The 23,206-nt window shown below is 51.1% G+C and carries 24 protein-coding genes; 15 read left to right on the forward strand and 9 right to left on the reverse strand.

Translation table 11 applies throughout. The annotated features are described in order from the left end of the window. Positions 1–41 precede the first annotated feature (41 nt). The 10 genes from C5610_RS12420 (at position 42) to C5610_RS12465 (ending at position 11,856) form a co-directional block, all read left to right on the forward strand. The gene (locus C5610_RS12420; protein ID WP_105307436.1) at positions 42–1,406 is read left to right on the forward strand and encodes an SLC13 family permease; all 1,365 of its coding nucleotides are present in this window, start codon (positions 42–44) and stop codon (positions 1,404–1,406) included. A gap of 77 nt (positions 1,407–1,483) precedes the next feature. Then, positions 1,484–1,822: a zinc ribbon domain-containing protein YjdM gene (locus tag C5610_RS12425; RefSeq protein WP_105307437.1), complete on the forward strand. Its 339-nt coding sequence runs from the start codon at positions 1,484–1,486 to the stop codon at positions 1,820–1,822. 24 nt (positions 1,823–1,846) lie between these two features. Then, complete coding sequence (locus C5610_RS12430; protein ID WP_105307827.1) at positions 1,847–3,052, forward strand: ectonucleotide pyrophosphatase/phosphodiesterase; 1,206 nt, start codon at positions 1,847–1,849, stop codon at positions 3,050–3,052. A 99-nt stretch (positions 3,053–3,151) separates the two neighbouring features. Next, positions 3,152–4,357, forward strand: a complete 1,206-nt coding sequence (gene pgsB, locus C5610_RS12435) for a poly-gamma-glutamate synthase PgsB (protein ID WP_105307438.1) — start codon at positions 3,152–3,154, stop codon at positions 4,355–4,357. Then, positions 4,354–4,929 (forward strand): poly-gamma-glutamate biosynthesis protein PgsC, encoded by a 576-nt coding sequence (gene pgsC, locus C5610_RS12440; protein ID WP_105307439.1) that lies wholly within the window; start codon positions 4,354–4,356, stop codon positions 4,927–4,929. The genes pgsB and pgsC overlap by 4 nt, the downstream gene beginning before the upstream one ends. Before the next feature lie 13 nt (positions 4,930–4,942). Then, positions 4,943–6,094: a poly-gamma-glutamate system protein gene (gene pgsW, locus C5610_RS12445; protein WP_105307440.1), complete on the forward strand. Its 1,152-nt coding sequence runs from the start codon at positions 4,943–4,945 to the stop codon at positions 6,092–6,094. A 110-nt stretch (positions 6,095–6,204) separates the two neighbouring features. After that, the gene (locus C5610_RS12450; protein WP_105307441.1) at positions 6,205–6,972 is read left to right on the forward strand and encodes an SDR family NAD(P)-dependent oxidoreductase; all 768 of its coding nucleotides are present in this window, start codon (positions 6,205–6,207) and stop codon (positions 6,970–6,972) included. Further along, complete coding sequence (locus C5610_RS12455) at positions 6,969–8,024, forward strand: HlyD family secretion protein (protein ID WP_105307442.1); 1,056 nt, start codon at positions 6,969–6,971, stop codon at positions 8,022–8,024. Before C5610_RS12450 ends, C5610_RS12455 begins: the two co-directional genes overlap by 4 nt. Beyond that, positions 8,024–10,738 carry a ribosome-associated ATPase/putative transporter RbbA gene (gene rbbA, locus C5610_RS12460; protein WP_105307443.1) on the forward strand — a complete coding sequence of 905 codons (2,715 nt, stop codon included), beginning with the start codon at positions 8,024–8,026 and terminating at the stop codon, positions 10,736–10,738. Before C5610_RS12455 ends, rbbA begins: the two co-directional genes overlap by 1 nt. A gap of 2 nt (positions 10,739–10,740) precedes the next feature. Then, on the forward strand, positions 10,741–11,856 hold the full coding sequence (locus tag C5610_RS12465; RefSeq protein WP_105307444.1) for an ABC transporter permease: 1,116 nt from the start codon (positions 10,741–10,743) through the stop codon (positions 11,854–11,856). Here C5610_RS12465 and C5610_RS12470 read toward each other — a convergent pair. Further along, complete coding sequence (locus C5610_RS12470) at positions 11,853–12,746, reverse strand: TIGR00730 family Rossman fold protein (protein WP_105307445.1); 894 nt, start codon at positions 12,744–12,746, stop codon at positions 11,853–11,855. The two genes, C5610_RS12465 and C5610_RS12470, sit on opposite strands and share 4 nt — an antisense overlap. A gap of 145 nt (positions 12,747–12,891) precedes the next feature. Here C5610_RS12470 and C5610_RS12475 point away from each other — a divergent pair, with 145 nt between their 5' ends. After that, on the forward strand, positions 12,892–14,202 hold the full coding sequence (locus tag C5610_RS12475) for a methyl-accepting chemotaxis protein (RefSeq protein WP_105307446.1): 1,311 nt from the start codon (positions 12,892–12,894) through the stop codon (positions 14,200–14,202). Here the strand turns inward: C5610_RS12475 and C5610_RS12480 are convergent. After that, complete coding sequence (locus C5610_RS12480; RefSeq protein ID WP_105307447.1) at positions 14,199–14,618, reverse strand: secondary thiamine-phosphate synthase enzyme YjbQ; 420 nt, start codon at positions 14,616–14,618, stop codon at positions 14,199–14,201. The two genes, C5610_RS12475 and C5610_RS12480, sit on opposite strands and share 4 nt — an antisense overlap. An 80-nt stretch (positions 14,619–14,698) precedes the next feature. On the opposite strand from C5610_RS12480, the gene C5610_RS12485 reads away from it, so the two are divergent. Further along, entirely contained in the window at positions 14,699–15,136 is a 438-nt protein-coding gene (locus tag C5610_RS12485; protein ID WP_105307448.1) for a nuclear transport factor 2 family protein, read from the forward strand. On the opposite strand, the gene C5610_RS12490 is transcribed toward C5610_RS12485, so the two are convergent. Together C5610_RS12490 and C5610_RS12495 are read right to left on the reverse strand one after the other, a co-directional pair. After that, positions 15,133–15,588 (reverse strand): GNAT family N-acetyltransferase, encoded by a 456-nt coding sequence (locus C5610_RS12490; RefSeq protein ID WP_105307828.1) that lies wholly within the window; start codon positions 15,586–15,588, stop codon positions 15,133–15,135. The two genes, C5610_RS12485 and C5610_RS12490, sit on opposite strands and share 4 nt — an antisense overlap. A 38-nt stretch (positions 15,589–15,626) precedes the next feature. Further along, positions 15,627–15,881, reverse strand: coding sequence for a YkoF family thiamine/hydroxymethylpyrimidine-binding protein (locus C5610_RS12495; RefSeq protein WP_105307449.1), 255 nt, complete (start codon positions 15,879–15,881; stop codon positions 15,627–15,629). Positions 15,882–16,113: 232 nt separating this feature from the next. Here C5610_RS12495 and upp point away from each other — a divergent pair, with 232 nt between their 5' ends. Further along, positions 16,114–16,743 (forward strand): uracil phosphoribosyltransferase, encoded by a 630-nt coding sequence (gene upp, locus C5610_RS12500; RefSeq protein ID WP_105307450.1) that lies wholly within the window; start codon positions 16,114–16,116, stop codon positions 16,741–16,743. A 35-nt stretch (positions 16,744–16,778) separates the two neighbouring features. Here upp and C5610_RS12505 read toward each other — a convergent pair whose 3' ends face one another. Next, positions 16,779–17,201, reverse strand: coding sequence for a hypothetical protein (locus tag C5610_RS12505; protein WP_105307451.1), 423 nt, complete (start codon positions 17,199–17,201; stop codon positions 16,779–16,781). Between the two features lie 43 nt (positions 17,202–17,244). Next, positions 17,245–17,922 (reverse strand): DNA-3-methyladenine glycosylase I, encoded by a 678-nt coding sequence (locus tag C5610_RS12510; RefSeq protein WP_105307452.1) that lies wholly within the window; start codon positions 17,920–17,922, stop codon positions 17,245–17,247. A gap of 95 nt (positions 17,923–18,017) precedes the next feature. Between C5610_RS12510 and C5610_RS12515 the strand changes: the two genes are divergently transcribed. Continuing rightward, positions 18,018–18,296, forward strand: coding sequence for a peptidylprolyl isomerase (locus C5610_RS12515; RefSeq protein ID WP_105307453.1), 279 nt, complete (start codon positions 18,018–18,020; stop codon positions 18,294–18,296). A 20-nt stretch (positions 18,297–18,316) separates the two neighbouring features. Here C5610_RS12515 and C5610_RS12520 read toward each other — a convergent pair whose 3' ends face one another. Continuing rightward, positions 18,317–18,760, reverse strand: a complete 444-nt coding sequence (locus tag C5610_RS12520) for a YaiI/YqxD family protein (protein ID WP_105307454.1) — start codon at positions 18,758–18,760, stop codon at positions 18,317–18,319. Between the two features lie 141 nt (positions 18,761–18,901). Here C5610_RS12520 and C5610_RS12525 point away from each other — a divergent pair, with 141 nt between their 5' ends. Beyond that, a complete protein-coding gene (locus C5610_RS12525) occupies positions 18,902–19,789 on the forward strand; it encodes a sensor domain-containing diguanylate cyclase (RefSeq protein WP_105307455.1) in 888 nt (295 codons plus the stop codon). 26 nt (positions 19,790–19,815) lie between these two features. Here the strand turns inward: C5610_RS12525 and C5610_RS12530 are convergent, their stop codons facing one another. Further along, positions 19,816–21,681: a DUF885 domain-containing protein gene (locus C5610_RS12530; RefSeq protein ID WP_105307456.1), complete on the reverse strand. Its 1,866-nt coding sequence runs from the start codon at positions 21,679–21,681 to the stop codon at positions 19,816–19,818. Between the two features lie 94 nt (positions 21,682–21,775). Continuing rightward, entirely contained in the window at positions 21,776–23,152 is a 1,377-nt protein-coding gene (locus C5610_RS12535) for an alpha/beta hydrolase family protein (RefSeq protein ID WP_105307457.1), read from the reverse strand. Positions 23,153–23,206: the final 54 nt, after the last annotated feature.

Consider the following 23,206-nt stretch of genomic DNA (forward strand, 5'->3'; position numbering starts at 1 on the left):
ACATTACACTCGACTCACGCTGAACGATCAATAAAAGAAACATGACGCATATTGTTCTTGGCCCTTTAGTTGCGCTGGCCACACTGCTTATTAGTTTGTCGTTTTCAATGCCTGCCAGTGCGGCGATGGCATTAGCTGTCGTTATCTGGGTAGCCTGGTGGTGGATTACGGAATGTATTCCATTACCGGTGACCTCACTGCTGCCGTTTGTGCTGCTGCCATTGGCGGGAGTCCTAGAAACAGGTCAGGCAGCCGCTGCATTGGGCGACAATATTATTATCCTGTTTATGGGCGCCTTTATGCTGGCGAAAGCGGTCGAAGCCAGCGGTGTGCATAAACGGATTGCATTAGGACTGATTGGCGCTATCGGCACCAGTAACGGTCGTAAAATTATCATCGCGTTTATGACAGCCACGGCGTTTTTGTCCATGTGGATATCCAATACCGCCAGCGTACTGGCATTGCTGCCGGTCGCTCTGGCACTGATTGACGCAACCGACGATAAAGCATTTCAGCGTGCGCTGCTGCTGGGCCTTGCTTACTCAGCGTCATTGGGTGGCATTGCGACTCTGGTGGGGACGCCACCCAACCTGATCTTTGCTTCTATTTATCAAAACATCACTGGCGAGGAGTTCGGTTTTACCCGCTGGCTCGGTATCGGCTTACCGATGGTACTGCTGGGTTTACCGATTGTCGCACTGTGGCTGACTCGCAAGGTCAAACTTGATAAACCTCTGACGTTGCCGCAAAACACCAGCATCAGCCACTACGAAAAACGAGTGCTGGCCGTATTCGCGGTTGTTGTGGCGCTGTGGATAACACGCACCAGTCCGTTCGGCGGCTGGACCGGGCTGCTGGGTATCGGTAGCCTCAATGACGCCACCGTGGCCTTAGCCGGTGTGATCGCCATGTTTATCATTCCGTCCGGACGCGGCAGCAACGATAAGCTGTTGAACTGGGAGTTAGCCAAGGATATCCCGTGGGGCATCCTGTTGTTGTTTGCCGGCGGCATCTGTCTGGCGCGAGGGGTTATGCAGAGCGGTCTCGGCGATATTATCGGAAACTCATTAACGGCACTGGAGTGGCTACCGGTGTGGTTGCTGGTGCTGTTACTCGCCGTCAGTGTTTCATTTCTCACTGAAGTGACCTCCAACACCGCTACTGCAACGTTGTTGATGCCAGTACTGGCAGCCACCGCAAGCGCCATTCATCTACCCATCGAAATACTGATGATTCCGGCGGTCATAGCCTGTAGCTGCGCGTTTTGTATGCCGGTGGCTACGCCACCTAATTCGATTGTGTTTGCATCTAACCGGATTACCATTAAAGAAATGGCGCGTGAAGGTGTTGTGCTGAACCTTCTATTAGCTGTGGTTACCACCGTTGTGGTGGTGTTATTTGCGTAAAGCTCTGCAGTGGTCGCGGTTTTTGGATACACTAGCGCTTTCTGTTACATGATGTATTTTTATCTTAAGGAACCAAGATGAGTGATTTTCCCGCCTGTCCGGAGTGTCAATCAACCTTCACCTACCATGATGGCAACCTGCTCGTATGCCCAGAATGTGGTCATGAATGGTCGGAAAACGACACCGGCGAAGTCAGCCAGGAACCGAGTTACCGTGATGCCAATGGTACCCCTCTGGCCGATGGCGATACCGTAACGGTGATCAAGGATCTTAAAATCAAAGGCTCATCGTCGGTCGTAAAAGTCGGCACCAAAGTAAAAAACATCCGTCTGGTCGAAGGTGATCATGATATTGATTGTAAAATCGACGGTATTGGTGCCATGAAACTGAAATCTGAATTTGTTAAAAAGGTCTGAGTGATATTACGAATGGATAAACTCATGAAACGATTTTGCGTCGCCGCGCTCCTGTTAGTCTCAACCATTACCTTTGCCAAAGAACAGCAAGCGGTTGTACTGATCTCAATTGATGGCTTCCGTCACGACTACGTCGAAAAACACGACGCCAAAAACATTAACGCAATAGCAGAGTCGGGGGTTCGTGCCGAGGGTCTGATTCCGGTTTATCCTTCAAAAACATTTCCCAATCACCTGTCTATCGTGACAGGTCAATACCCAAGCCAGCACGGTATTGTTGATAACAATTTTTTTGATAAAGAGCGCCAGCAACGCTATTCGATGGGTGATGGCGTTGAGGACAGCAGTTGGTTAACAACGCTTCCAATCTGGAACCTGGCCGAATTCCAGGGGGTAAAGGCAGCGACTTTTTTCTGGCCTGAATCAGAAGCACGCATCAATGGTCGTACGCCGAGCTACTATTATCATTACAATACGCCCACCCCGAACCGCCAGCGCGTCAATCAAATTATCGACTGGCTCAAATTACCGGAAGCGGTACGACCACGCGTCGTAACCGGCTATTTTTCCGTGGTGGACTCGATGGGACACCGGTTTGGCCCCGATGCCCATCAAGTAAAAGGCGCCGTGCAACACGTTGACGAACTGATCGGAGAGCTCTGGCACCGTCTTAACACGGAAGTCGATATGCCGGTCAACCTTATCCTGGTATCTGACCACGGTATGGCCAGTATCAAGGCTGATCAAATGATCGAAACACAAAGCCTGCCGATCGATGAAAGCTTATTCGAAACGGTAAATTCACAAACGCGTTTTATGATTTATGCCAAGCCGGATACCACCGAGCAACACATTGAACAATTGCGGCGCAAGCTGGAACAGATGCCGCAAAAACGCTTTTATCTCGAGTCCGAGCAAAGCCTTGCAGCATTAGCCGTTACGGAAGGCCCGCGGCGACCGGATATCGTACTCGCCACTAAAGCACCGGCTACCTTTACCGATCGGCCACCGGAAAAACGCTTTGACGGCGGCACCCATGGCTTTCACTCCAACCGCGACATGGACGGCATCTTTATTACCGCAGGCCCGGGCATCAATGCTTCGGCCACACTGGAACGTTTTAGCAATATTCACATTTATCCGTTTATGGCGGAGTTGCTGGGGCTTGAATTAATGACACCGATTGACGGCGACAGCGCCGTACTGGCTCCATTAATCAAAAGCGATTAAATTACCTTTAATTGTAAAGAAGCCTAAATTCATTGGTCTTTTTTGTAAAATTTCGCTAAAACCTAAACATACACTTTTGTATGTTTAGGGAGAGCAATTATGGAAATACCGGTTCTGCTGGCCATTGTTGCGGGGTTATGGCTCTTGCTCGTGCTCGCCGGTGGATTAGAAGCGCTCAAGCACCGCTTGTTGGTCAACCGTATTCCAGTAAGAGTTCACGTTAATGGCACCCGCGGCAAAACCAGCGTTACTCGGCTGATAGCCGCAGGCCTGCGAGCCGGTGGTAAAAGGGTTTGCGCCAAAACTACTGGCTCCGCCGCCGCAGTGACTGACCCCGATGGCCGCGAGTTTCCCATCTACCGCATCAGCGGTGCCAACATCATCGAGCAAATGCGAACCCTCAAACGCATGGCCAAACTCAAACCAGAAATTGTGGTCATGGAGTGCATGGCTTTGCAACCACAGTACCAGTCGTTGAGCGAGCTCAGAATGGTTCGCTCCAATGTTGGTGTTATCACCAATGCCCGCGCTGACCACCTCGATGTCATGGGGCCCGGTGAGGAAGATGTCGCTCTGGCATTGGCCGGAAGTACACCGGTAAACGGCAATTTATTTACCGCCGAGCGCGATTTACTGGCCATCTTTGAGCACGCCTGTCAGGATCGTAAGTCGCACTTACACGGCGTTACGCTGGACGAAGTCGATGCGATCTCAGACGACACCATGAGTCGCTTTCGTTATGCCGAACACAAGGAAAACGTCGCCCTCGCATTGAAAATATGTGAACACCTCGGGGTTGACCGTGACCAAGCGCTCGCAGGGATGACCGACTTGCAGCCGGAAGCCGGTGCCATGCAAGTGCTGCACATCAATTATTTCCGTCGCGAAATCATCTTTGTTAACGCCTTTGCCGCCAATGACCCAGAATCGACCGGCAAAATATGGGAGAACATGGTCACTAAGTTTGGCGATGAACGCCGCAAAATCATGTTGATCAACTGCCGCGCCGACCGTCCTCACCGGTCACAGCAAATGGCCGAAGAAGCCGTTAACTGGAGCGAGGCAGATAAAGTCATACTGATGGGCTCGGGTTGTTTTGTCTTTGTTCGAAGCGCCGTTAAACACGGGCTGGATCCAGAAAAGGTATTGGTGCTTGAAGGCGGTGAAACCACCGATATCACCGAGACATTACTTGAGGAATCTGCTGGCAACGCACTGGTGGTTGGCATGTGTAACATTCACGGCGGCGGCGAAGAGGTCGCACGCTTCTTCCAGAACCGAGCCGTTAAAGAGGAAGATTTATGATCGCGCTTAATATTCTGGCCGTTGCCATCGGCATCGGTTTGTTTTTCACCTTGTTACTTACCCATACCTTAGGACTGGCCGCCGGAGGACTTGTCGTACCGGGTTATGTGGCATTACAACTCACCGACCCTCTGAGTCTTGCCATCACGTTATTAGCCGCACTGATGACCTACCTCATCGTTAAAGTGATCGCCAGTTTTGCCATCATTTATGGCCGTCGCCAAACCATCATTATGATTCTAACGGGCTACCTGATTGCCGGACTGTTTGACTTGTTTATCGGCAACTTGGTCAACTGGGCCGATTTACAAATGATCGCCGGCGGCGACGGAGAACAAGCGCGAGTCGGCATGCTTGAGTCGACCATGCTGATGTCGGTGATGGAAAGTAGCATCATCGGCTATATCATCCCCGGTTTGATTGCCATTTGGTTCGAGCGCCAAGGCGTACTACAAACTCTGTGTGGACTGGCGGTAACGGCGGTATTGGTGCGCTTAGCGTTGATCGTCATCATGCCCGAATCCCTACAAATGTACGAAGCAAGCCAAGCTTTCCAAATGCCCGGCTGGTAACAGGAGACCCGAAATGAGCAGTTTTACTAAAATTTATTGGCGCTCTTCAGGTGTTCCAACCTGGGGCCTTATCTTTTTAATCGTTGTGGCCATTGTCACCATGGTCGCCGCCGAGAATATGAAACAACGCGACCCTGTGGTTGAAGAAAACTATGCCACCATGGTGAATGCAGCAAAAATTATGCGCGAAGGCATGAATGTGCTGCAACCATTGCGGGCGCAACTTGCGCCTATCAACCCAGAGTTTGATCCACAACGTTCAGGGCTGGTCGGGCTGGAAAACAGCATCGTGACCACCAACCACGGCGGCCGTGAGTCAAAGCAAACCACCATCAACCCGAACTGGGCTGCTGTTGCGGTTAAATTACTGGCCGAAGCTGGCGTACAAAAAGGGGACTTGGTTGCGGTAACGGTTTCCGGTTCGTTCCCGGCATTAAATCTAGCGGTGTATTCAGCACTTGAAGCAATGGAAGCGAACGCTGTGATTGTCGCTTCAGCATCGTCGTCACAGTGGGGCGCGAATGTCCCCAATTTCCTCTGGCTTGATATGGAGCGCAAACTTCGCGACGCCGGCGTCATTTCTTTACACGCTGAATACGCATCCATCGGCGGTATTGAAGACCGGGGCGTCGGCATTCCTGAGGAAGGCCTCCAGTCCATCAAGCAGTCGATTAATCGCGCCGATGTAAAATTCATTGACCCGGCCAATTACCAGGAAGCGGTAGCGGACCGTATCGCGATTTTCCGTGAGTATTCCGCCGAGAGAAGTTACAAGGCTTACATTAATGTCGGCGGCGGCGCCACAGTGGTTGGTCCCCCGGGTATCGACGACATGTTCAGTTCCGGTTTGCAAAAAGATGCGCCGGCGCGAGCCTTTGCCGTCGAAACCGTAATGGGTTACTTCCTTAAGGAGGACATTCCGGGCATCCACTTTATTGGCATCAAAACCATGGCAGAACGCCACGGCCTGCCGCTTATGCCGCAGCAAGCGGTACCCGTGGGGAATGGCGGTATATATTCAGCAACCACCTACAACCGTTGGTTAGCACTGGGGCTTGCGGTTGGCCTGTTCGCACTCACCTGGCTGATCGTTCGCTCCGCTCGTATTACCAGCCTGTGGCAACGTTCTGGCCACAGTGGCAAGGGCACCAAACCGATGGTGTAAACCCACCCTGGTGTTAAATCAAACAAAGGCCCTATTTTTGATAGGGCCTTTGCATATTTGGCCGATTTCGACAAGACTAAGTACAACATGTACCAGCAAAGGAATGGGCTATGGACCAACGTCTAACCAACAAAGTTGCCATCATCACGGGCGGTGCCGCGGGGATTGGTAAGGCAACCGCAGAGCTGTTTTTAAAGCACGGCGCGCGCGTCATGTTAGTCGACATTAACGCCGAACAATTAGCCGCAACAGCCGATGAGCTAAACAGTCCTGATGTTCGTTGGGTCGCTGCAGACGTCGCCGACGAAGCGGCGGTTAAAGATTATGTCAACCAGACACTGGACCAGTTCGGTCGCATTGACGTGTTTTTCAACAATGCGGGCATTGAAGGAAAAATGGGCCCTATCACCGAACAAAGCATGGAGAATTTTGACCGCGTTATGGCGGTGAACGTTCGGGGTGCATTTCTGGGGCTTAAATACGTTCTCAAGCAAATGCTGAAACAAGGTTCCGGTAGCGTGATTAATATGTCGTCCGTCGCCGGCCTGGATGGTACCGCAACGGCTTCACCCTATGTCACCTCGAAGCATGCGGTAACCGGCCTGTCAAAGTGTGCGGCTCTGGAAGTGGCCAGCCACAATATTCGCGTTAACTCCGTACACCCGTCGCCGATTAATACCCGCATGATGCGCTCTATTGAAGAATTATTCAGCCCGGGGCACCCCGAAGAGGCCAAGCAGAAACTGGAGCGCGGCGTACCCTTAGGGCGTTATGGCGAGTCCGAAGAAGTCGCCAATTTGGTTCTGTTTTTAGCGTCTGACGAGAGCAGTTATATCACCGGCAGCGCTTATCGTGTTGACGGCGGCATGGGCGCATGAACAAACGATCATTAGCTATCGCGGTTGGCATTCTGTTGATTGCGACCTTTTTTTATCTTGGCTTACAAGATGACGATACCGCCTATCCCGATATCGTTAGTGGTAATGGCCGTATTGAAGCCGTTGAAATTAATATTGCCACCAAAGTCGCCGGGCGACTTGAACAACTATGGGTCAGCGAGGGCGATTTTGTGTTGGCCGGCGATGAGCTTGCCAAAATGGATACCACAACCCTTGAAGCGGAACATCACCAGACCGCGGCTCAACTGCGACAAGCGCAGGCTGCTATCGAGGCGGCGGCCAGCCAGGTTAAGCAACGACAGGCTGAACAGCAAGCAGCGCAGGCATTGGTAAAGCAGCGGTTGGCGGAACAGACGCTCAGCCAAAAACGATTGCAACGTATCAAAACGCTGTCAGAACAAGGTTCGGTGTCATCGCAAGATTTAGATGATGCTCAGGCAGCTGTTATCAGTGCCGACGCAGCCATTGCCGCTGCTCAGTCACAGCTTGCAGCCAGTGACGCAGCAATACAAACCGCCTTATCACAACTCAGCAGCGCCGAAGCAGCGGCTGAAGCGACGGCTGCCACGCTCGATCGTGTTCAGGCCGAAATTGACGACAGTATGCTGTACGCGCCCCGCGACGGTCGTATTCAATACATTGTCGCTCATCCCGGCGAGGTTGTGCCTGCGGGAGGCCGCATCATTAATATGGTCGATGTCAGCGATGTCTACATGACCTTTTTCCTGCCAACTTCGGCGATTGGTCGAATTTCCTTAGGCAGTGAAGCGCGAATTGTTCTTGATGCCCTGCCGGAATACAAGGTTCCTGCTTACATCAGCTTTATCTCCGACGTCGCTCAGTTCACCCCGAAAACTGTCGAAACCCGTGAAGAACGGGAAAAGCTGATGTTCCGCGTACGCGCCAGTATTAAAAAGTCGTTATTGGAGAAACACCTCGAGCAGGTGAAAACGGGGCTACCCGGAATCGCCTACGTAAAATTTGACAGCAGAACAAGCTGGCCCCCAGAGTTACAAACGGAGCTCGACTAATGCATGCTGGATTGGTCGTTTCGGCGACTGACCTGTGTTATCACTATCGAAAAACCACCGCGCTCAATGGCATCTCGCTGGCGATTCCGCGAGGCCAACTTTGCGGCTTTATCGGCCCCGACGGGGTCGGCAAATCGACGTTATTATCCCTAATCGCCGGCGCCCGCGCAGTTCAGCGCGGCCAGTTGCAAGTCCTTACACAGGACATTACTTCGCGACGATCGCGAAAGCTATTGATGCGGCAGATCGCCTATATGCCACAAGGGCTCGGGAAAAACCTTTATCCAACGCTGTCGGTACTGGAGAACTTAACGTTTTTTGCCAAACTCTTCGCCATTCCTGCCAAGCAGCGAGACGAACGGGTCAAACGGCTGCTAACCGCGACTGACTTGTGGTCGTTTCGTCACCGCCCCAGTGGCAAATTATCGGGCGGAATGAAACAAAAGCTTGGCCTTTGCTGTGCGCTGGTTCATAACCCCGATTTACTCCTGTTAGACGAGCCCACCACGGGTGTTGACCCCCTTTCACGCCGGCAGTTCTGGAAACTGATCAGTGAAATACGTCAACAGCAGCCTGATATCAGTATTATTGTTGCCACCGCTTATATGGAAGAGGCTGAACAGTTCGACTGGCTGGCCACCATTAACAACGGCCAATTACTCACCAGTGGCAAACCTGCGCAATTATTGGCAGACACCCAGACGACCTCGCTGGAGCAGGCCTTTATGCGGCTGCTTGGGGTAACGTCTCAAGCAACCCCGAATCCACCGCAACCCCGACCCGAACACGACCGGGCTATCGCCATAGAAGCACAGCACCTGACGCTTAAGTTTGGAGCGTTTACGGCGGTTGATGACGCCAGTTTTCGGATCAATAAAGGCGAAATTTTTGGTTTTCTCGGTTCCAACGGTTGCGGCAAAACCACCACCATGAAAATGCTTACCGGGCTACTACCACCAACCTCCGGCAGTGCTGCACTGTTTGGTCAGCCGATCACCCATTACGATATCGAAACGCGGAAACGGGTCGGCTACATGACGCAAACGTTTTCGTTGTACGAAGAGCTCACCGTTGCCCAAAACCTGAAACTGCACGGCAAGCTTTTCGGACTGAGTCATGAACAGCTAACCGAGCGCATAGAAATATTGGCGCAACAACTGGATCTCAGCGCACTGATGCCACAACTCGCGAAACAGCTTCCGGTTGGCGAACGTCAGCGCTTATCGCTGGCCGTTGCCCTCATCCACGAACCGGACATTCTCATTCTCGATGAACCCACATCCGGGGTTGATCCTGTTGCCCGAGACACGTTTTGGCGCCAGCTTCAGGTGCTGGCACGGCAACACGGCGTGACGTTATTCATTTCCACCCATTTTATGAATGAGGCTGAGCGTTGCGACCGTATTTCGCTAATGCATGCGGGTAAAGTGCTGGTCACCGATACCCCAGAGGCCATCACACAAGCCAGTGGTAAAGACAGCTTAGAGGACGCTTTTGTTTACTATCTTGCACAGGCTCAGCCCGACACAGCGACGCCCCGCGTATCATCACCAACGCAGCGGGATGAGGTGGTGGTGCAACGTCGCGGTTTTAGCCTGTCGCGCCTACTCAGTATCAGCCATCGTGAAACCATTGAATTGATGCGCGACCCGGTGCGACTTGCCATGGCATTGATTGGCAGCGTGATTCTGATGTTTGTCCTCGGATATGGCATCAACATGGATGTCGATGAAATCGATTTTGCCGTGCTGGATCGTGACCGAACCAGTGTCAGTCGCGATTACACGCTCAATTTATCGGGCTCGCCGTATTTTCATCAGCAGGACGAGCTCACCGACTACACCGAACTGGAGCAACGGTTACGCTCGGCCGACATTAGCCTGGCCATCGAAATTCCGACAAACTTTGCCAGCAACCTGCAGCGCGGCAATCAGGTCGAACTGGGGGCGTGGATAGATGGTTCGATGCCGATGCGGGGCGAGACCATTCAGGGCTATGTGCAGGGCATGCACGCTGAATGGTTAAACTATCAACTGAGTCTGCAGCCAAGCGCGCCGTCTAACCCCGGCCGAATTTCGGTTGAAAGCCGATATCGCTACAATCCTGACATAGAGAGCCTCGCTGCCATGGTACCTGCGGTCATTCCGCTGTTACTGATGCTGTTTCCTGCCATTCTCACGTCCCTGTCAGTAGTGCGCGAAAAAGAGCTCGGTTCTATCACTAATTTTTACGTAACCCCGACCCGTAAAAGCGAATTTTTCCTCGGTAAACAGTTGCCCTATCTGGCACTGGCAATGCTTAACTTTTTTATTTTACTGGTGCAGGCCATCTTTGTGTTTGACGTCGAGCTCAAGGGCAGCCTGATGGCACTGACGCTCGCCTCGCTGCTTTATGTCGTCGTTGCGACGGCGTTAGGGCTTATTATGTCCGCCTTTCTCAATAGCCAAATCGCGGCGTTATTTGGCACCGCCTTAGCAACCATTCTGCCGGCATCGCAGTTTTCCGGCATGATCACTCCGGTTACGTCACTCGACGGACTGGCACGTTGGATAGGCGAAATTTACCCAACCAGCTACTACATGATCGCGAGTCGAGGCGCTTTCTCGAAAGCACTGGGATTTAGCGACCTGACGGTGATGTTGATCGGTCTGGCCGTTGCCGCCGTGTTGTTCACAATGATTGGCATTATGTTGGTGAAAAAGCAGGAGCGCTAAATGTGCGTAGCATAAACATCATTTTTAACCTTGGCATTAAAGAGCTGGTCAGCCTGTCACGGGACCCAATGTTGCTGCTGTTTATCGTCATGGCGTTTACTGTTTTTGTCTACACCGCCGCCTCAGCAACACCGCAAACGCTGCACAAAACTCCTATTGCGATCATCGACAATGATCGTTCACAACTGTCTCAACAAATCGTCAACGCATTTACCGAGCCCTACTTTTTACCCCCCGAGTATGTATCCGCTCAAACGGCTGATCGCGATATGGACCGCGGCCGGTTCACTTTTATTGTCGACATTCCCGAAGGCCTGCAACGCGACTTACTCGCCAACAAACAACCGGAAATTCAGGTGATCGTCGATGCTACCCGCATGAGTCAGGCATTTACCGGCAACGGCTATGTGCAAGCCATTATCCAAACCGAAGTCGCGGAATTCACTCAGCAGAAAGCCATCATGCCCGTTACTGTCGCACTTAGAGCGCGGTTCAATGCTGAGCTGAACAGTGGTTGGTTCAGCGCCATCATGGAGTTGATCAATCAAATCACCATGTTATCGATCATACTGACCGGCGCAGCGCTGTTACGTGAGCGTGAACACGGTACCATTGAACACCTGATGGTAATGCCCGTTACCCCCATGCAAATTATGCTCAGTAAGGTCTGGTCGATGGGGTTGGTGGTGCTGGTCGCTGCGGCATTTTCGTTATTTATTGTGATCAAACAAGTGCTGGATATTCCAACCCTGGGTAGCGCCGGATTGTTTTTGTTCGGCACCGCTCTGCACTTGTTTGCCACGACGTCAATGGGCATCTTTATCGGTACTTTTGCGCGCTCGATGCCGCAGTTTGGCTTATTGTTCTTACTGATTATACTGCCAATGCAAATCCTTTCCGGAGGCATGACACCGTTTGACAGCATGCCAATCGCGGTGCAGTGGATCATGTCACTGGCGCCCACCTCTCACTTTACCGAATTTGGTCAGGGACTTTTATTTCGTGGCGCAGGGCTGGATATCGTCTGGCCACAGTTGACCGCGCTGCTGGCCATTGGCCTGGTATTCTTTATCATTTCGTGGCGAAATTTTCACCATCGCATCGCGCAAATGGCCTAACGATGGTTACCATTTTTCAGATCGTAACATCGGCAGATTTCTCGCCAGGCTTCCTCTGCCGTATCCACAATACTAAAAAGCTCCAGGTCTCGCTGTTCTACCGTACCTTCTTCGACCAACAGCTCAAAATTGATCAAACGCGACCAAAATGTCTTGCCGACCAGCACGATTGGCACCGGCTCCGACTTTTGCGTTTGTACTAACGTTAGTGTCTCGAATAACTCATCCAAGGTGCCATATCCGCCAGGAAAGGCAACCAGAGCCCGCGCGCGTTGCAGAAAATGCATTTTTCGAATCGCAAAATAATGAAACTGAAAACAATACTCAGGGGTGATATAGGGATTTGGACGCTGTTCTTTGGGTAACACAATGTTGAGCCCAATACTCTCACCGCCAGCATCCATCGCACCGCGATTAGCCGCTTCCATCACGCCAGGTCCTCCGCCGCTGACGATCATCAAATTTTCGTCCGGCCGTTTAAGGCTATGTTCTGTCGCAAGTCGGGAAAACTCCTGCGCCTGCTGATAATAAAAGCTATTTTTAACGGCAATCTGTGCTCGTTTTACTTGTCCCCGCAACCGATCATCATTCGGCTTTTTGGCTAACTCTGCCTCGGCAATACGTAAATCATGAGAAGCTTGTTCCGGCGGCAAAAAACGCGCACTACCAAATACCACAATGGTCGCATCAATATTGTGCTGCTCCATGATCAATTGCGGCTTTAAATACTCCAACTGCAATCTCACGGCACGTAAATCATCCCGCAACAAGAACTCATTATCGGCAAATGCCAGTTTATAAGAGCCTTGTCCCTCGATGCGAGCAACCGCTTCGTCAGACTCCTTCGCCGACGCGAGCCGACGGCGGTGCAGTTCGTCTTTGTCTGCCATGCATCTATCCCGTGTTTAGAAATCGAGCAAAAGGTGTCGATAGTGTAATCAGAAAACGGCATGAAAACGACGATAATTTTACTTGGAAAGTGACGCAATTGTGACACAATAACCATATTAAAAGTAAGGATAAAGGTCGTCAGTCATGTTCTTAACCAAAGGTAAAGTCACTGAATATTTAGAGGCCTTCGCAGAAGGTAGCCTCGACGCAAACGAGGCTCCCGACTGGATGGCTCCCCTATTTCGGAATGATTCGAGTAGCATGGATGCATTTGGGCTTGCTGATAGCAGCATCGACTCGATCCGCAACATCGTCCGTTTTGGCCGAGAAGGGCTGACATTCCAGGAGCAAATCAACGGTTTGGAGTCGGACTCTGAGCAGTTGGCTACGGCCGTCGAAGAGTTATCGTCGTCAGCAACACAGGTTGCCGCCTATGCAGAACAAGTACTGTCGGCCGCTGAGCAATCCGCACAGGATGCGGACAGTGGTTTACAGAAATTAAAAACCCTGGTGCAGCATATGGGGGAAGTCGAGTCATCGATTTCACGGGTTACTGAACACACCAGAGCATTCGTTAATCAGACCGAACGCATCACTCATTTGACGCAAACCGTGAACGAAATTGCCGACCAGACCAATTTATTGGCGCTCAACGCAGCTATCGAAGCCGCGCGGGCCGGTGAGGCCGGACGGGGCTTTTCTGTTGTCGCCGACGCGGTTCGTGAACTGGCTACCCGTAGCTCTGAAGCGGCTACCGAAATTGATACTATCGTTACCGATGTTGTTAAAGGAGCGCGCGATATCGAAGCCGTTATCGAAACCAGTAACGAAGCATTAACCGAATCCCGTGACGATCGTTCGCAAGTTTGCGACATTCTCGAGCGTGCACGAAACTCGGCAGAAGAAAATCTCTCAGCCACAACCGAAGTGTCCTCGGCAACACGAGAACAATCGAATGTGGCGCGGGACATGGCTGCCCGGCTTCAACACATGTCCGATGCAGTAAAGGTCGCAAATGCATCCTTTAATGATATTGCCAAAGTCATGCGCCAGCTGCGCGAAAACCAACTGCACGAATTACAAATGCTACCCGATGACGACCCCGCGATGCTACTTCGGTTGGCCAAGGCTGACCATATCGTGTGGGTCGATAAAGTCATTCGCTACGCACTTTTCAATCAAACTTCGTTAACCGAGGGCGAACTCAAGGATCATACTCAGTGTCGACTGGGTAAATTCCTTGACTCTGATCGAGGTCAAACGATGCTTGCGGGTAAAAATAACTTCGCTGAACTGTACAACCATGTTCATCCTAAGGTGCATCAGTTAGGTCGGGATATTTTCAATAACGCCAAGCAAGGCAACCATCACGAAGCGCTAGAGCCGATGATTGAAGAACTGATTGCCACATCGGATCGGGTTGTCGGGCTGCTCGACGAGTTTATTTCCGACTAGTCGCCCTGTAAGGTGAGGACGAGCCGGCGGGCACCTGCATTATCACGGTGCTCACACAAATACAGCCCCTGCCAGGTACCCATATTCAGACGACCATCGGTAACCGGAATGGTGACACTCGTGCCCAGCAAACTTGCTTTCAGGTGAGCGGGCATGTCGTCTGACCCTTCAAAGGTATGTTTATAATAGGGCTGGTTTTCCGGAACCATGACATTGAAATGGCTTTCAAAATCCTGTCGCACCGTAGGATCGGCATTTTCATTGATGGTTAACGATGCCGACGTATGCTGTATAAACACATGCAGCAATCCGCACTTCACTCTGGGTAACTCCGCGAGCGCACGCTCAACATCGTCTGTGATTAAGTGAAAGCCCCGGCGTTTTGGAGACAGCGTCAGCTCTGTTTGTGTGAACATAATTGACCTTTATTATATTGCTTTTACAGCATTTCAGTGCCAGCCTAATATCATGTCAGTTTATCAAAGAGAACCAAGCCATGCGTGCCCTATTCGTATCGATGTTACTGTTGTTAAGCTCATTTTCAGTATCCGCTCAAACGGATTTAAAACAAGAGTTAACGCAAACACTAGAAACTTTTCTTTACGGTGCCAGCATTAACGACCCCGAGGTTCATGCCAACTTTTGGGCCGATGACCTTACCTACACCAGTTCGCGTGGCACTCGCTATGGTAAAGCCACATTAATGAAGGGCCTTGAAGGCGTTGAAGCGAATGACCCGGAGCAGGTGGATACCTGGTACGGCGCAGAAAACATCGAAATTAAGCCCATCGGCGAGGTCGTAATCGTTAACTTCACGCTCACTTCAGCGACAGGCGGCAAAGTAACTGATCGCTTTTATAACAGTGGTGTTTTCATTAAAAAAGACGGCCGCTGGCAAGCGATTAACTGGAATGCAACCGTGGCCAAAGACTAATTGTCTTGGGCATGGTCGTAACGCATCGCGACCATGCCGCGGTTTTCGCCCACTTCGTTAAAACCAAGGCTCAGGTAAAGCTTTCTCGCTGGCGCATTATTCGGATAAACGTTGAGGGTGATGCGGTTCACGCCCGAAATGGACAGCGCATGATTCATGAGGTCGGTAACAAACCGACGCCCAACACCCTGCCCGCGCGCTTGTGGTGCCACAATCAGGCAAGCAATATGACGAGCATTGGCCTCGCGCTCATAACATTGACCAAAACCGAGCTGACCCGTCTCATCGGTAAACACAAACGTGTCCCGCGAGTCCGCTTGGATTTGCTGCCAAATGGTATCGGCAGAACTGCCGTACACGATCTTATCGCCAAACCAAAAAGCAAATTCAGCCTCATTCTCCGGCCATGTCAATGCGGTTACTAAATGCTCTTTTTGCGCTCTGCTAATCACCACTAAACTCCAGTTCCGGTATCGCCGGCTTCATAAGTTCAATTCGACGGACTTAAGTCACCATGTAAGAATTTACACACAAACACCACCTTACCATAGCGCTCGAACGACCACTTAATACAACGCTGCAGCGCTTCCATCACGTCATCATAATCACCAAACACCTGGGTGCTGAGGGTATTGGTGATTACCTTAACGTCAGCGGTTTTGTTCAGCTCATCAATAAAGCCTTTTATTGGGCCGATGTAATCATCCGCCAATGGGTATTTGCTGATTTCTACCGTCAGTTTCATGGAGATTCTCCTTTTCGTTGTTCAGTATTCAGTGAGCGACATTCACAGACGCAACATACTACCATGAAGTCATCTGAGTCCATCGTTTGGCATTAACGCTGATGGATGTTCGCCTTAGTGGACTGCACCTTCGATATCTTTATCGCTTCATTAAGCACCTTTACACCAGTACAATGGTAACTCGCTTGCGTGCCGTGTCTGCCGAAATTGCTAAGGAATAGGAAACATTACTATGGGATTACAAGTTATCAAGCACCCATTGGTTCAGCATAAGCTGGGTCTAATGAGAAAATCCGGCATATCAACGAAAAGCTTTCGTGAGTTATCCAACGAAATTGCCACCTTGCTTACTTACGAAGCAACCAGCGACTTTTTGCTGGAAAGTACAACCATCGACGGTTGGAGTGGCAATACCATTGAAGTGCAGCAACTCAAAGGCAAAAAAGTTACCGTGGTACCGATTCTACGTGCTGGCATCGGTATGCTTGACGGGGTTTTGGATTTAATTCCGAGTGCTAAAGTCAGTGTGGTTGGCTTATACCGAAACGAAGAAACCCTAGAGCCAGTCAGCTACTTTGACAAATTTGTTAGTGCACTTGATGAGCGCATCGCACTAGTTATTGATCCTATGCTGGCTACCGGTGGCAGTATGATAGCCACGCTGGACATGCTGAAACAACGCGGCTGCAAAGACATCCGTGTGCTGGTATTGGTTGCAGCACCAGAGGGCGTAGAAGCGGTATTAGCCAAACACCCCGATGTACGCATTTTTACCGCCGCACTGGATAGCAACCTTAATGACAATGGTTACATCATGCCTGGACTGGGTGATGCCGGTGATAAAATATTTGGCACCCGCTAAGTTATTGCTACTGTCTACGTGCGCCCCGGCGCACGCTAGGGTTTCACATAAATGGCCAGGCCTTCGGCGGTTTTGTCGGTTAACCCGAATACCCGACCCAATTGCACACTGAGCCCAACGTTGCCGCTGTAACGACCAACACCAGTACCAACGTAGATCGAGTTATCGCGCTGGTCAGCCGTTGCCTGTAACAAGACCCCGTTGGCACCCACTTTGGCGGCTTCTTGTTTCAACAGCCTGATGACTGCATCCATCTTGGCTTGTTCACCAAAGCTCCAGGAACCATCACTGGTCACCGACAACAAGGCTATCGGTTCGTAATTTTCTGGCTTTTCGGTATAAATCCGTACCTGTTCAGGTGCAATGGCAGCACGTTTCTCACCCACCAGTGTGGTTGACGTGGGCGACGCACACCCCACCAACAATAACGCCAATAACGTGATTAATACGTTATACATACCACCATCCTTTCTCGCTTTGCGAACATTTTGTGACGTGCATCTACCCTACACTGTAGGACAAAATTCGGGAAATGTGGCTGCGGGGTAAGCCTGTTTTTTCATGCCAGTGATTGATTGCGGTCTGCACCTGCCGGAGCCCTGTCTGGCTGGTGACTGACGCATCCAGTAAGCGATAGTTAGCGAGCGCCCTGACAACATCAGGTGAGGTTACAAAACCGTCCCAACCCAGCATTCGTAACGCGTACTGCGAGGTGTTACCACCCAGCCTTGCGCCGTTTTTCTTTAACAACAATAACAGCCCAACCTGATCGCTATTAGGCCACTGCGCCAAAAAGCGTCCAAAACTGCCATACTCTTCGGCGACCTCGACGATCATTCGGGCATTAATCGGCACCGTTATAATTTTTTGAAAATTACGGACAATACGTTCGTCGTTTGCCAACGCTTCAAGACGCTCCGGCGGCACTTGTTGCCAGTACAGCGGCACAAAACCACTGAAGGCCTGTTCAAATTGCGGCCATTTATTATCAATAACCTGCCACACAAAGCCAGCGCGGAAAATGCATCGAGTGAGCAGTGATAAAACGCGATCGTCTGTTAACTGCATCAATTGTTCATCAGACGCCAATGTTGGCATTTGAGCAAGCATATTCTGCTCGCCGCCTTTGCGTTCGCACGCGCGGTCATAAAATATCGAGAAATCTGGGATTTTAGCCATGGTTAGATCCGCTCTGTCATCCGACTGAATAAACGATGCTATCACCTTTTAGGTTCAAAATTGTTAAACTAGCGCATGCATTATAAGGAGGCATCATGGCACGCGCACACGCTCTACACATATTAGTACAAACCAAAGATGAAGCAGAAGATCTTAAGAAACAGCTAGCCGGCGGCGCTAAATTTGCCGATTTGGCACGTAAACACTCACTTTGCCCTTCCGGCAAAAAAGGCGGTGACCTGGGTGAATTCCGACGTGGCGAAATGGTACCGGCCTTCGACAAGGTTGTGTTCGGTAAACCGACACTGGAAGTTCACGGCCCGGTAAAAACGGCCTTTGGCTGGCATCTGATTAAAACGCTTTCCCGTGGCTAACCACGCCATTTGGCGCGCCGTTAAACGCGCGCCAAAATTTTATCCAGTTCATTAGCAAACTGCATACGGTCGCGTTGGTGCAACGGCGGTGGGCCACCGGTGTGTTCACCACTACTGCGCATGGTGTCCATAAAGTCGCGCATATTCAGTCGCGAGCCGATGTTACTCTTAGTGAATAATTCACCTCGCGGGCTTAACGCCAGCCCATCTTTTTTAATCACATCAGCGGCCAACGGAATGTCCGCCGTGATCACTAAGTCACCCGGCTGACAACGTTCAGCAATTTCGTTATCCGCAACATCAAAACCGGACGATACCTGCATGGTGCGAATCCATTTCGACGGCGGCACACGCAACGGCTGATTGGCCACCAAAATCAGTGGCAGTTGCTTGCGCTCAGCCGCTCGATACAAAATGTCTTTAATAACCGTAGGACACGCGTCGGCGTCGACCCAAATCTTCATCGTTGCTCCGTTGTCTCGAATAACCACAGTAAGTGTGAGCAAAAAAGCATTTTCTGTGCTAAAAAGCCCATAGAACATGCTTTTAATTCATTCCCTGCAGTGTATCGCTGTCGGAACAAATGGCAACTTTATCGTACTACTATGATCACAAGCTCGTTTGCTGATATTGCTGAATACATGGATCTTCTGCTCGATGCCATCTGCGTCGTCGATGAGCACAGTCGTTTCCATTATCTCAGTCCCGGTGCTGAACGGGTTTTCGGTTACCACCCCGACGAAATGGTTGGTCGCTCCATGCTCGACTTTATTCATCCCGACGACCGCTTGATGACTCAAAAAACCGCACACCGGGTTAATCACGGCGGGGAGGTGACACACTTCGAGAACCGTTATCTCCGTAAAGATGGCTCCGTTGTGCACATTTTATGGTCGGCGCGGTGGTCCGAACGCGATCAGATGCGTGTCGGTGTCGCCCGTGATATCTCCGGCCAAAAACAGTTAGAAGCCGAACGAGAACGTCTGATCAAGCGGCTTGAGCAAATGGCGCTAACGGATGCTTTGACCGGATTACCCAACCGCGTATTGTTGTATGATCGTATTAAAACGGCAACCACTCGGGCGCAGCGTGACGGCAATGATATCGGCCTGCTGTATCTGGATCTGGATCGCTTTAAGCACATAAACGACACCTATGGGCATGCAACCGGTGATGAATTATTAAAAGCTGCGGGCTTGCGCATTCAAAGCGCCATTCGAGCAACGGACAGCGTCGCACGTATTGGCGGTGATGAATTCGTGGTGTTGGTGGATGCCATTGATACGCCGGACGCGTTAACGGCAGTGGCAGACAAGATCCATGATGCCTTATGTCAACCGTTACAACTTCCGCACGGTGAAGACATTATTACCGCCAGTATCGGCATCGCCAGGTGGCCGGAGCATGGCCATACCATCGAGCAATTACTGCACCATGCCGACCAGGCTATGTATCGCGCCAAGCGTAATGGCGGCAACCGCGTTGCTGTCTAAGCAGCAACGCGGCTCACTCGGTTTACTTAAGCGCTTTTCTTCTCGCTAATGTAGTCATTAACGAACTGCTCAAGGATGTTTAACGGTACCGGACCACTGCCAAGTACAACATCGTGGAATTCACGGATATCGAACTTATCGCCAAGCTCCGTTTTCGCTTTCTCACGCAACTCCAAAATCTTATTCATACCAATTTTGTAAGCCGTTGCCTGACTTGGCATGACGATATGACGTTCGACCATTTTCACCGCATCCGATTTTGCATTTGGCGTATTGGTCACATAAAAGTCGATACCTTCTTCACGCGTCCATTTCTTCGCATGAATGCCGGTGTCCACAACCAAACGCACCGCACGCCATAACTCCATCGCTAAACGACCAAAGTCCGAATACGGGTCTTTATACAGCCCAATTTCTTTTGGCAGCTTCTCGGTATAAAGTCCCCAGCCTTCGCTGTAGGCTGTATAGCGTCCGAAGCGACGGAATTTAGGAATGCCTTCCAGCTCTTGTTGAATCGCGATTTGCATGTGGTGACCCGGAATACCTTCATGGTAAGCCAGTGCTTCCATCTGGTAAGTCGGCATGGCCGCCATATCATAAAGGTTGGCATAGTAAGTACCCGGACGCGTTCCATCCATCGACGGTTGTTGATAAAACGCTTTACCCGCCGATTTTTCACGGAAAGGTTCAACCGCTTTCACAATTAAACCCGCTTTCGGTTTGTTAATGAACAACTCGTCCAGACGACCACGCATGTTATCAATGTATGCGGTTGCTTCGTCCAGGTAGCGTTTACGCCCCTCTTCGGTATTCGGATAAATAAAGTCTTCATTGTTGCGCATGTGCACAAAGAATTCCTGCAACGTGCCTTCAAAGCCAACGTCTTTCATGATGCCGCGCATTTCCTCGTGGATGCGCTCAACTTCACTCAAGCCGATCTGATGAATCTCGTCGGCCGTCAGGTCGGTCGTTGTTGTGCGCTGCAAGGCATTATTGTAAAACGCTTCACCTTCCGGGAATTTCCAGGCACCGTCTTTGGTGTCCGCTTGCTCGGCAATCGCTTCTACCGACGCGATGAGGTTCTCGTAGGCCGGCTTCACGGATTCCAGCATGGCTTTTTCAGCCGCTGCCAGAAGCGCATCACGCTGGTCTTCTTCGATTTCCAGGTTTTCAACTTTTTTCGTAAAGTCAGCCCAAAGTGCGCTCGCTTCACCATCGTCAAATGGCGCGCCGGTAATGATGTTTTTGCTGTCGCTGATCACATACGGGTAGACGAATTTCGGCGCGATTATGCCTTTCTCGGCACGCAGCTCAAGGTTCTCCCCTAGCTGCTCAAATAACGCCGGAAGGCCGTTAAGACGCGCAATATAATCTTCGGCATCATCCACCGAGCTAATGCCATGCTGGTTAATCAGCAACGACGCTACGCTCGAATGCAGGCCAAACATTTGGTTTACCGGGTAGTTATAATGACGCCATTTGAAATCGGCAATCTCGTTTTCCAGCTTCTGCTTCATCAGCATCCAGCTGATCTTGGTCTGCTCATCAAGCTTCGACTCATCGATCGCAAGCACTTGTTGCAAATGCTTTTTCTGCAGCGCTAAGTCTTCTTGCGCCTGCTCTTCAGAAATATCATCCCACTTGTCCTGATCGTCTTTAATACCCAAATACGACTGATACATCGGGCTGCGCATGACATTTTCCATAAAAATGTCTTCGAATAACTGGTTCGCTTTTTCCGACTCACTTTGCTGCGTTTCTTGCTGAGCCGGCTCGGCCGCTGTTTGTTGCTCAGCCGTGGCCGACGTCGCTTCTTGTTTGCTTGCCTCTGAACAGGCGGTTGTCATCAGCACCAGCGACACCGCTAGCGCAATTCGTTTGTATTCGAACATGTGTCATCTCCTATCAGTTTGCCAACTTGATAACCGTTACGCCACGGGATGTCAACGCAAGGGCGACCGCAGGGGCGATTGTTACGTTGGGCGGTTAACGCAAGCGCCTAATCCAGGCCGCAATGTCAGTACTTAGGTTCTCGTCAAATCCTTCCGGTAGCTCTGCGTATAACTCAATGTTGCCATCCGTTGTCGGTTGCAGCATATGATTATAGTCAGCCAATATCTTTACCTTAGTAGCGGGATGACGGCAAGAGGCTAGCGCCTGCTCGAGGCCGGCAACGTTTTCAACCGCCGGCACTTGCACATCCTTATCCCCGTTTAGTATCAAAGCAGGAACGCAGACTCGTTGCCAATGCTGGGTGGGGTCCGTCGCCAAAATTGAAAATAACGCCTTATCGTTCACATTATCGACGGCCAGCGTATAAGTGTCTGCTCCGTATTGCTGATAGACGTCTCGCTGCTGCTCGCTCAGCGACGCCAACCATGCTTTGGCCTGTTGCTCCCGAGCCTTATCATCCGGCGCATTAAGCACAATCGCATAATACTCCCGTGCGATCTGCTGCAGCACTTCAGCCTGTTCTGCGGAAGCGCCACGCGCCATCGACTCGGTTTTATCCTGCAAGACAATGGCATCGATACCATTAAGTCCGACGCCACCCAGTGAGATCACAAAATCGGCATTGACCTCAGCCAGCGCCATCGCGACCACTGTTGCCCCCTCACTGTGACCAACAAAACCAATTTTTTCCGGGTTGATCGCCTTCATGCCACGAATCAACTGGTACGCTGTCTGGATATCCTGCGCATACTGCTCAACCGTTGCCTGTGTATAATCGCCGCCAGAACGTCTGACGCCTCGCTTATCGAAGGTAAACAGCGCAATACCCTGTTTCGCCAGTTCAATACCAAAGTTACGGTAGGGCTTTTTACCGGCAAAAGAGCCATCACGATCGCTCGCACCGCTGCCGCCGGAGAGAATAACCACCGGCGCTTGCGGTTGATTCACCGGCTGATACAAGGTGCCGCTCAACCACGAACCATCAGCGGACTGGAAACGCAGCTCATCAAGCTCTGTGACGCCTTCGGGCAGAGAAGCCAAATAATCATCATGGGTCAGGCTTTGAGTCGGGCATAACTCAACCGGCAACGCCATACCCTGATTGAGCGCTCCGGCCAGGCAACCTTCATTATTTGGCTGTAACTGCAATGCCGCGCCCAGCGTCGGTAACTGCATTGATAACGTGTTCACCGTTTGACGGAATGCAGTGACCGGAATGTTCTGTACACCTTGCGCCGGACTTCTCACGTTAGCCGTTGTAGTATGAGGGGTTTTAAACACCTCGAGTTCTAATGGCATCTGCTGGCCATTCGGCAACGCAACATGTCCAGCCCATTTTAAGTGTTCATCCTGCGCTACCGTTGCAAACGTCATGGGTATCAGTAACGCGGCAATACAAAATCTAATCATCACAGTCTCCGGTCTACCAGCCCCGTTTGAAACAACAAGGCGATCTGTTGCGGA

This window comes from Idiomarina sp. OT37-5b (assembly GCF_002968395.1).
Taxonomy (GTDB): domain Bacteria; phylum Pseudomonadota; class Gammaproteobacteria; order Enterobacterales; family Alteromonadaceae; genus Idiomarina; species Idiomarina aquatica.

What these genes read in the sequence shown, in the direction of transcription:
- C5610_RS12420 (WP_105307436.1), top strand. Translation starts at nt 42, where the DNA reads ATGACGCATATTGTTCTTGGCCCTTTAGTTGCGCTGGCCACACTGCTT.
- C5610_RS12425 (WP_105307437.1), top strand. Translation starts at nt 1,484, where the DNA reads ATGAGTGATTTTCCCGCCTGTCCGGAGTGTCAATCAACCTTCACCTAC.
- C5610_RS12430 (WP_105307827.1), top strand. Translation starts at nt 1,847, where the DNA reads ATGAAACGATTTTGCGTCGCCGCGCTCCTGTTAGTCTCAACCATTACC.
- pgsB (WP_105307438.1), top strand. Translation starts at nt 3,152, where the DNA reads ATGGAAATACCGGTTCTGCTGGCCATTGTTGCGGGGTTATGGCTCTTG.
- pgsC (WP_105307439.1), top strand. Translation starts at nt 4,354, where the DNA reads ATGATCGCGCTTAATATTCTGGCCGTTGCCATCGGCATCGGTTTGTTT.
- pgsW (WP_105307440.1), top strand. Translation starts at nt 4,943, where the DNA reads ATGAGCAGTTTTACTAAAATTTATTGGCGCTCTTCAGGTGTTCCAACC.
- C5610_RS12450 (WP_105307441.1), top strand. Translation starts at nt 6,205, where the DNA reads ATGGACCAACGTCTAACCAACAAAGTTGCCATCATCACGGGCGGTGCC.
- C5610_RS12455 (WP_105307442.1), top strand. Translation starts at nt 6,969, where the DNA reads ATGAACAAACGATCATTAGCTATCGCGGTTGGCATTCTGTTGATTGCG.
- rbbA (WP_105307443.1), top strand. Translation starts at nt 8,024, where the DNA reads ATGCATGCTGGATTGGTCGTTTCGGCGACTGACCTGTGTTATCACTAT.
- C5610_RS12470 (WP_105307445.1), bottom strand. Translation starts at nt 12,746, where the DNA reads ATGGCAGACAAAGACGAACTGCACCGCCGTCGGCTCGCGTCGGCGAAG.
- C5610_RS12475 (WP_105307446.1), top strand. Translation starts at nt 12,892, where the DNA reads ATGTTCTTAACCAAAGGTAAAGTCACTGAATATTTAGAGGCCTTCGCA.
- C5610_RS12480 (WP_105307447.1), bottom strand. Translation starts at nt 14,618, where the DNA reads ATGTTCACACAAACAGAGCTGACGCTGTCTCCAAAACGCCGGGGCTTT.
- C5610_RS12485 (WP_105307448.1), top strand. Translation starts at nt 14,699, where the DNA reads ATGCGTGCCCTATTCGTATCGATGTTACTGTTGTTAAGCTCATTTTCA.
- C5610_RS12495 (WP_105307449.1), bottom strand. Translation starts at nt 15,881, where the DNA reads ATGAAACTGACGGTAGAAATCAGCAAATACCCATTGGCGGATGATTAC.
- upp (WP_105307450.1), top strand. Translation starts at nt 16,114, where the DNA reads ATGGGATTACAAGTTATCAAGCACCCATTGGTTCAGCATAAGCTGGGT.
- C5610_RS12505 (WP_105307451.1), bottom strand. Translation starts at nt 17,201, where the DNA reads ATGTATAACGTATTAATCACGTTATTGGCGTTATTGTTGGTGGGGTGT.
- C5610_RS12510 (WP_105307452.1), bottom strand. Translation starts at nt 17,922, where the DNA reads ATGGCTAAAATCCCAGATTTCTCGATATTTTATGACCGCGCGTGCGAA.
- C5610_RS12515 (WP_105307453.1), top strand. Translation starts at nt 18,018, where the DNA reads ATGGCACGCGCACACGCTCTACACATATTAGTACAAACCAAAGATGAA.
- C5610_RS12520 (WP_105307454.1), bottom strand. Translation starts at nt 18,760, where the DNA reads ATGAAGATTTGGGTCGACGCCGACGCGTGTCCTACGGTTATTAAAGAC.
- C5610_RS12525 (WP_105307455.1), top strand. Translation starts at nt 18,902, where the DNA reads ATGATCACAAGCTCGTTTGCTGATATTGCTGAATACATGGATCTTCTG.
- C5610_RS12530 (WP_105307456.1), bottom strand. Translation starts at nt 21,681, where the DNA reads ATGTTCGAATACAAACGAATTGCGCTAGCGGTGTCGCTGGTGCTGATG.
- C5610_RS12535 (WP_105307457.1), bottom strand. Translation starts at nt 23,152, where the DNA reads ATGATTAGATTTTGTATTGCCGCGTTACTGATACCCATGACGTTTGCA.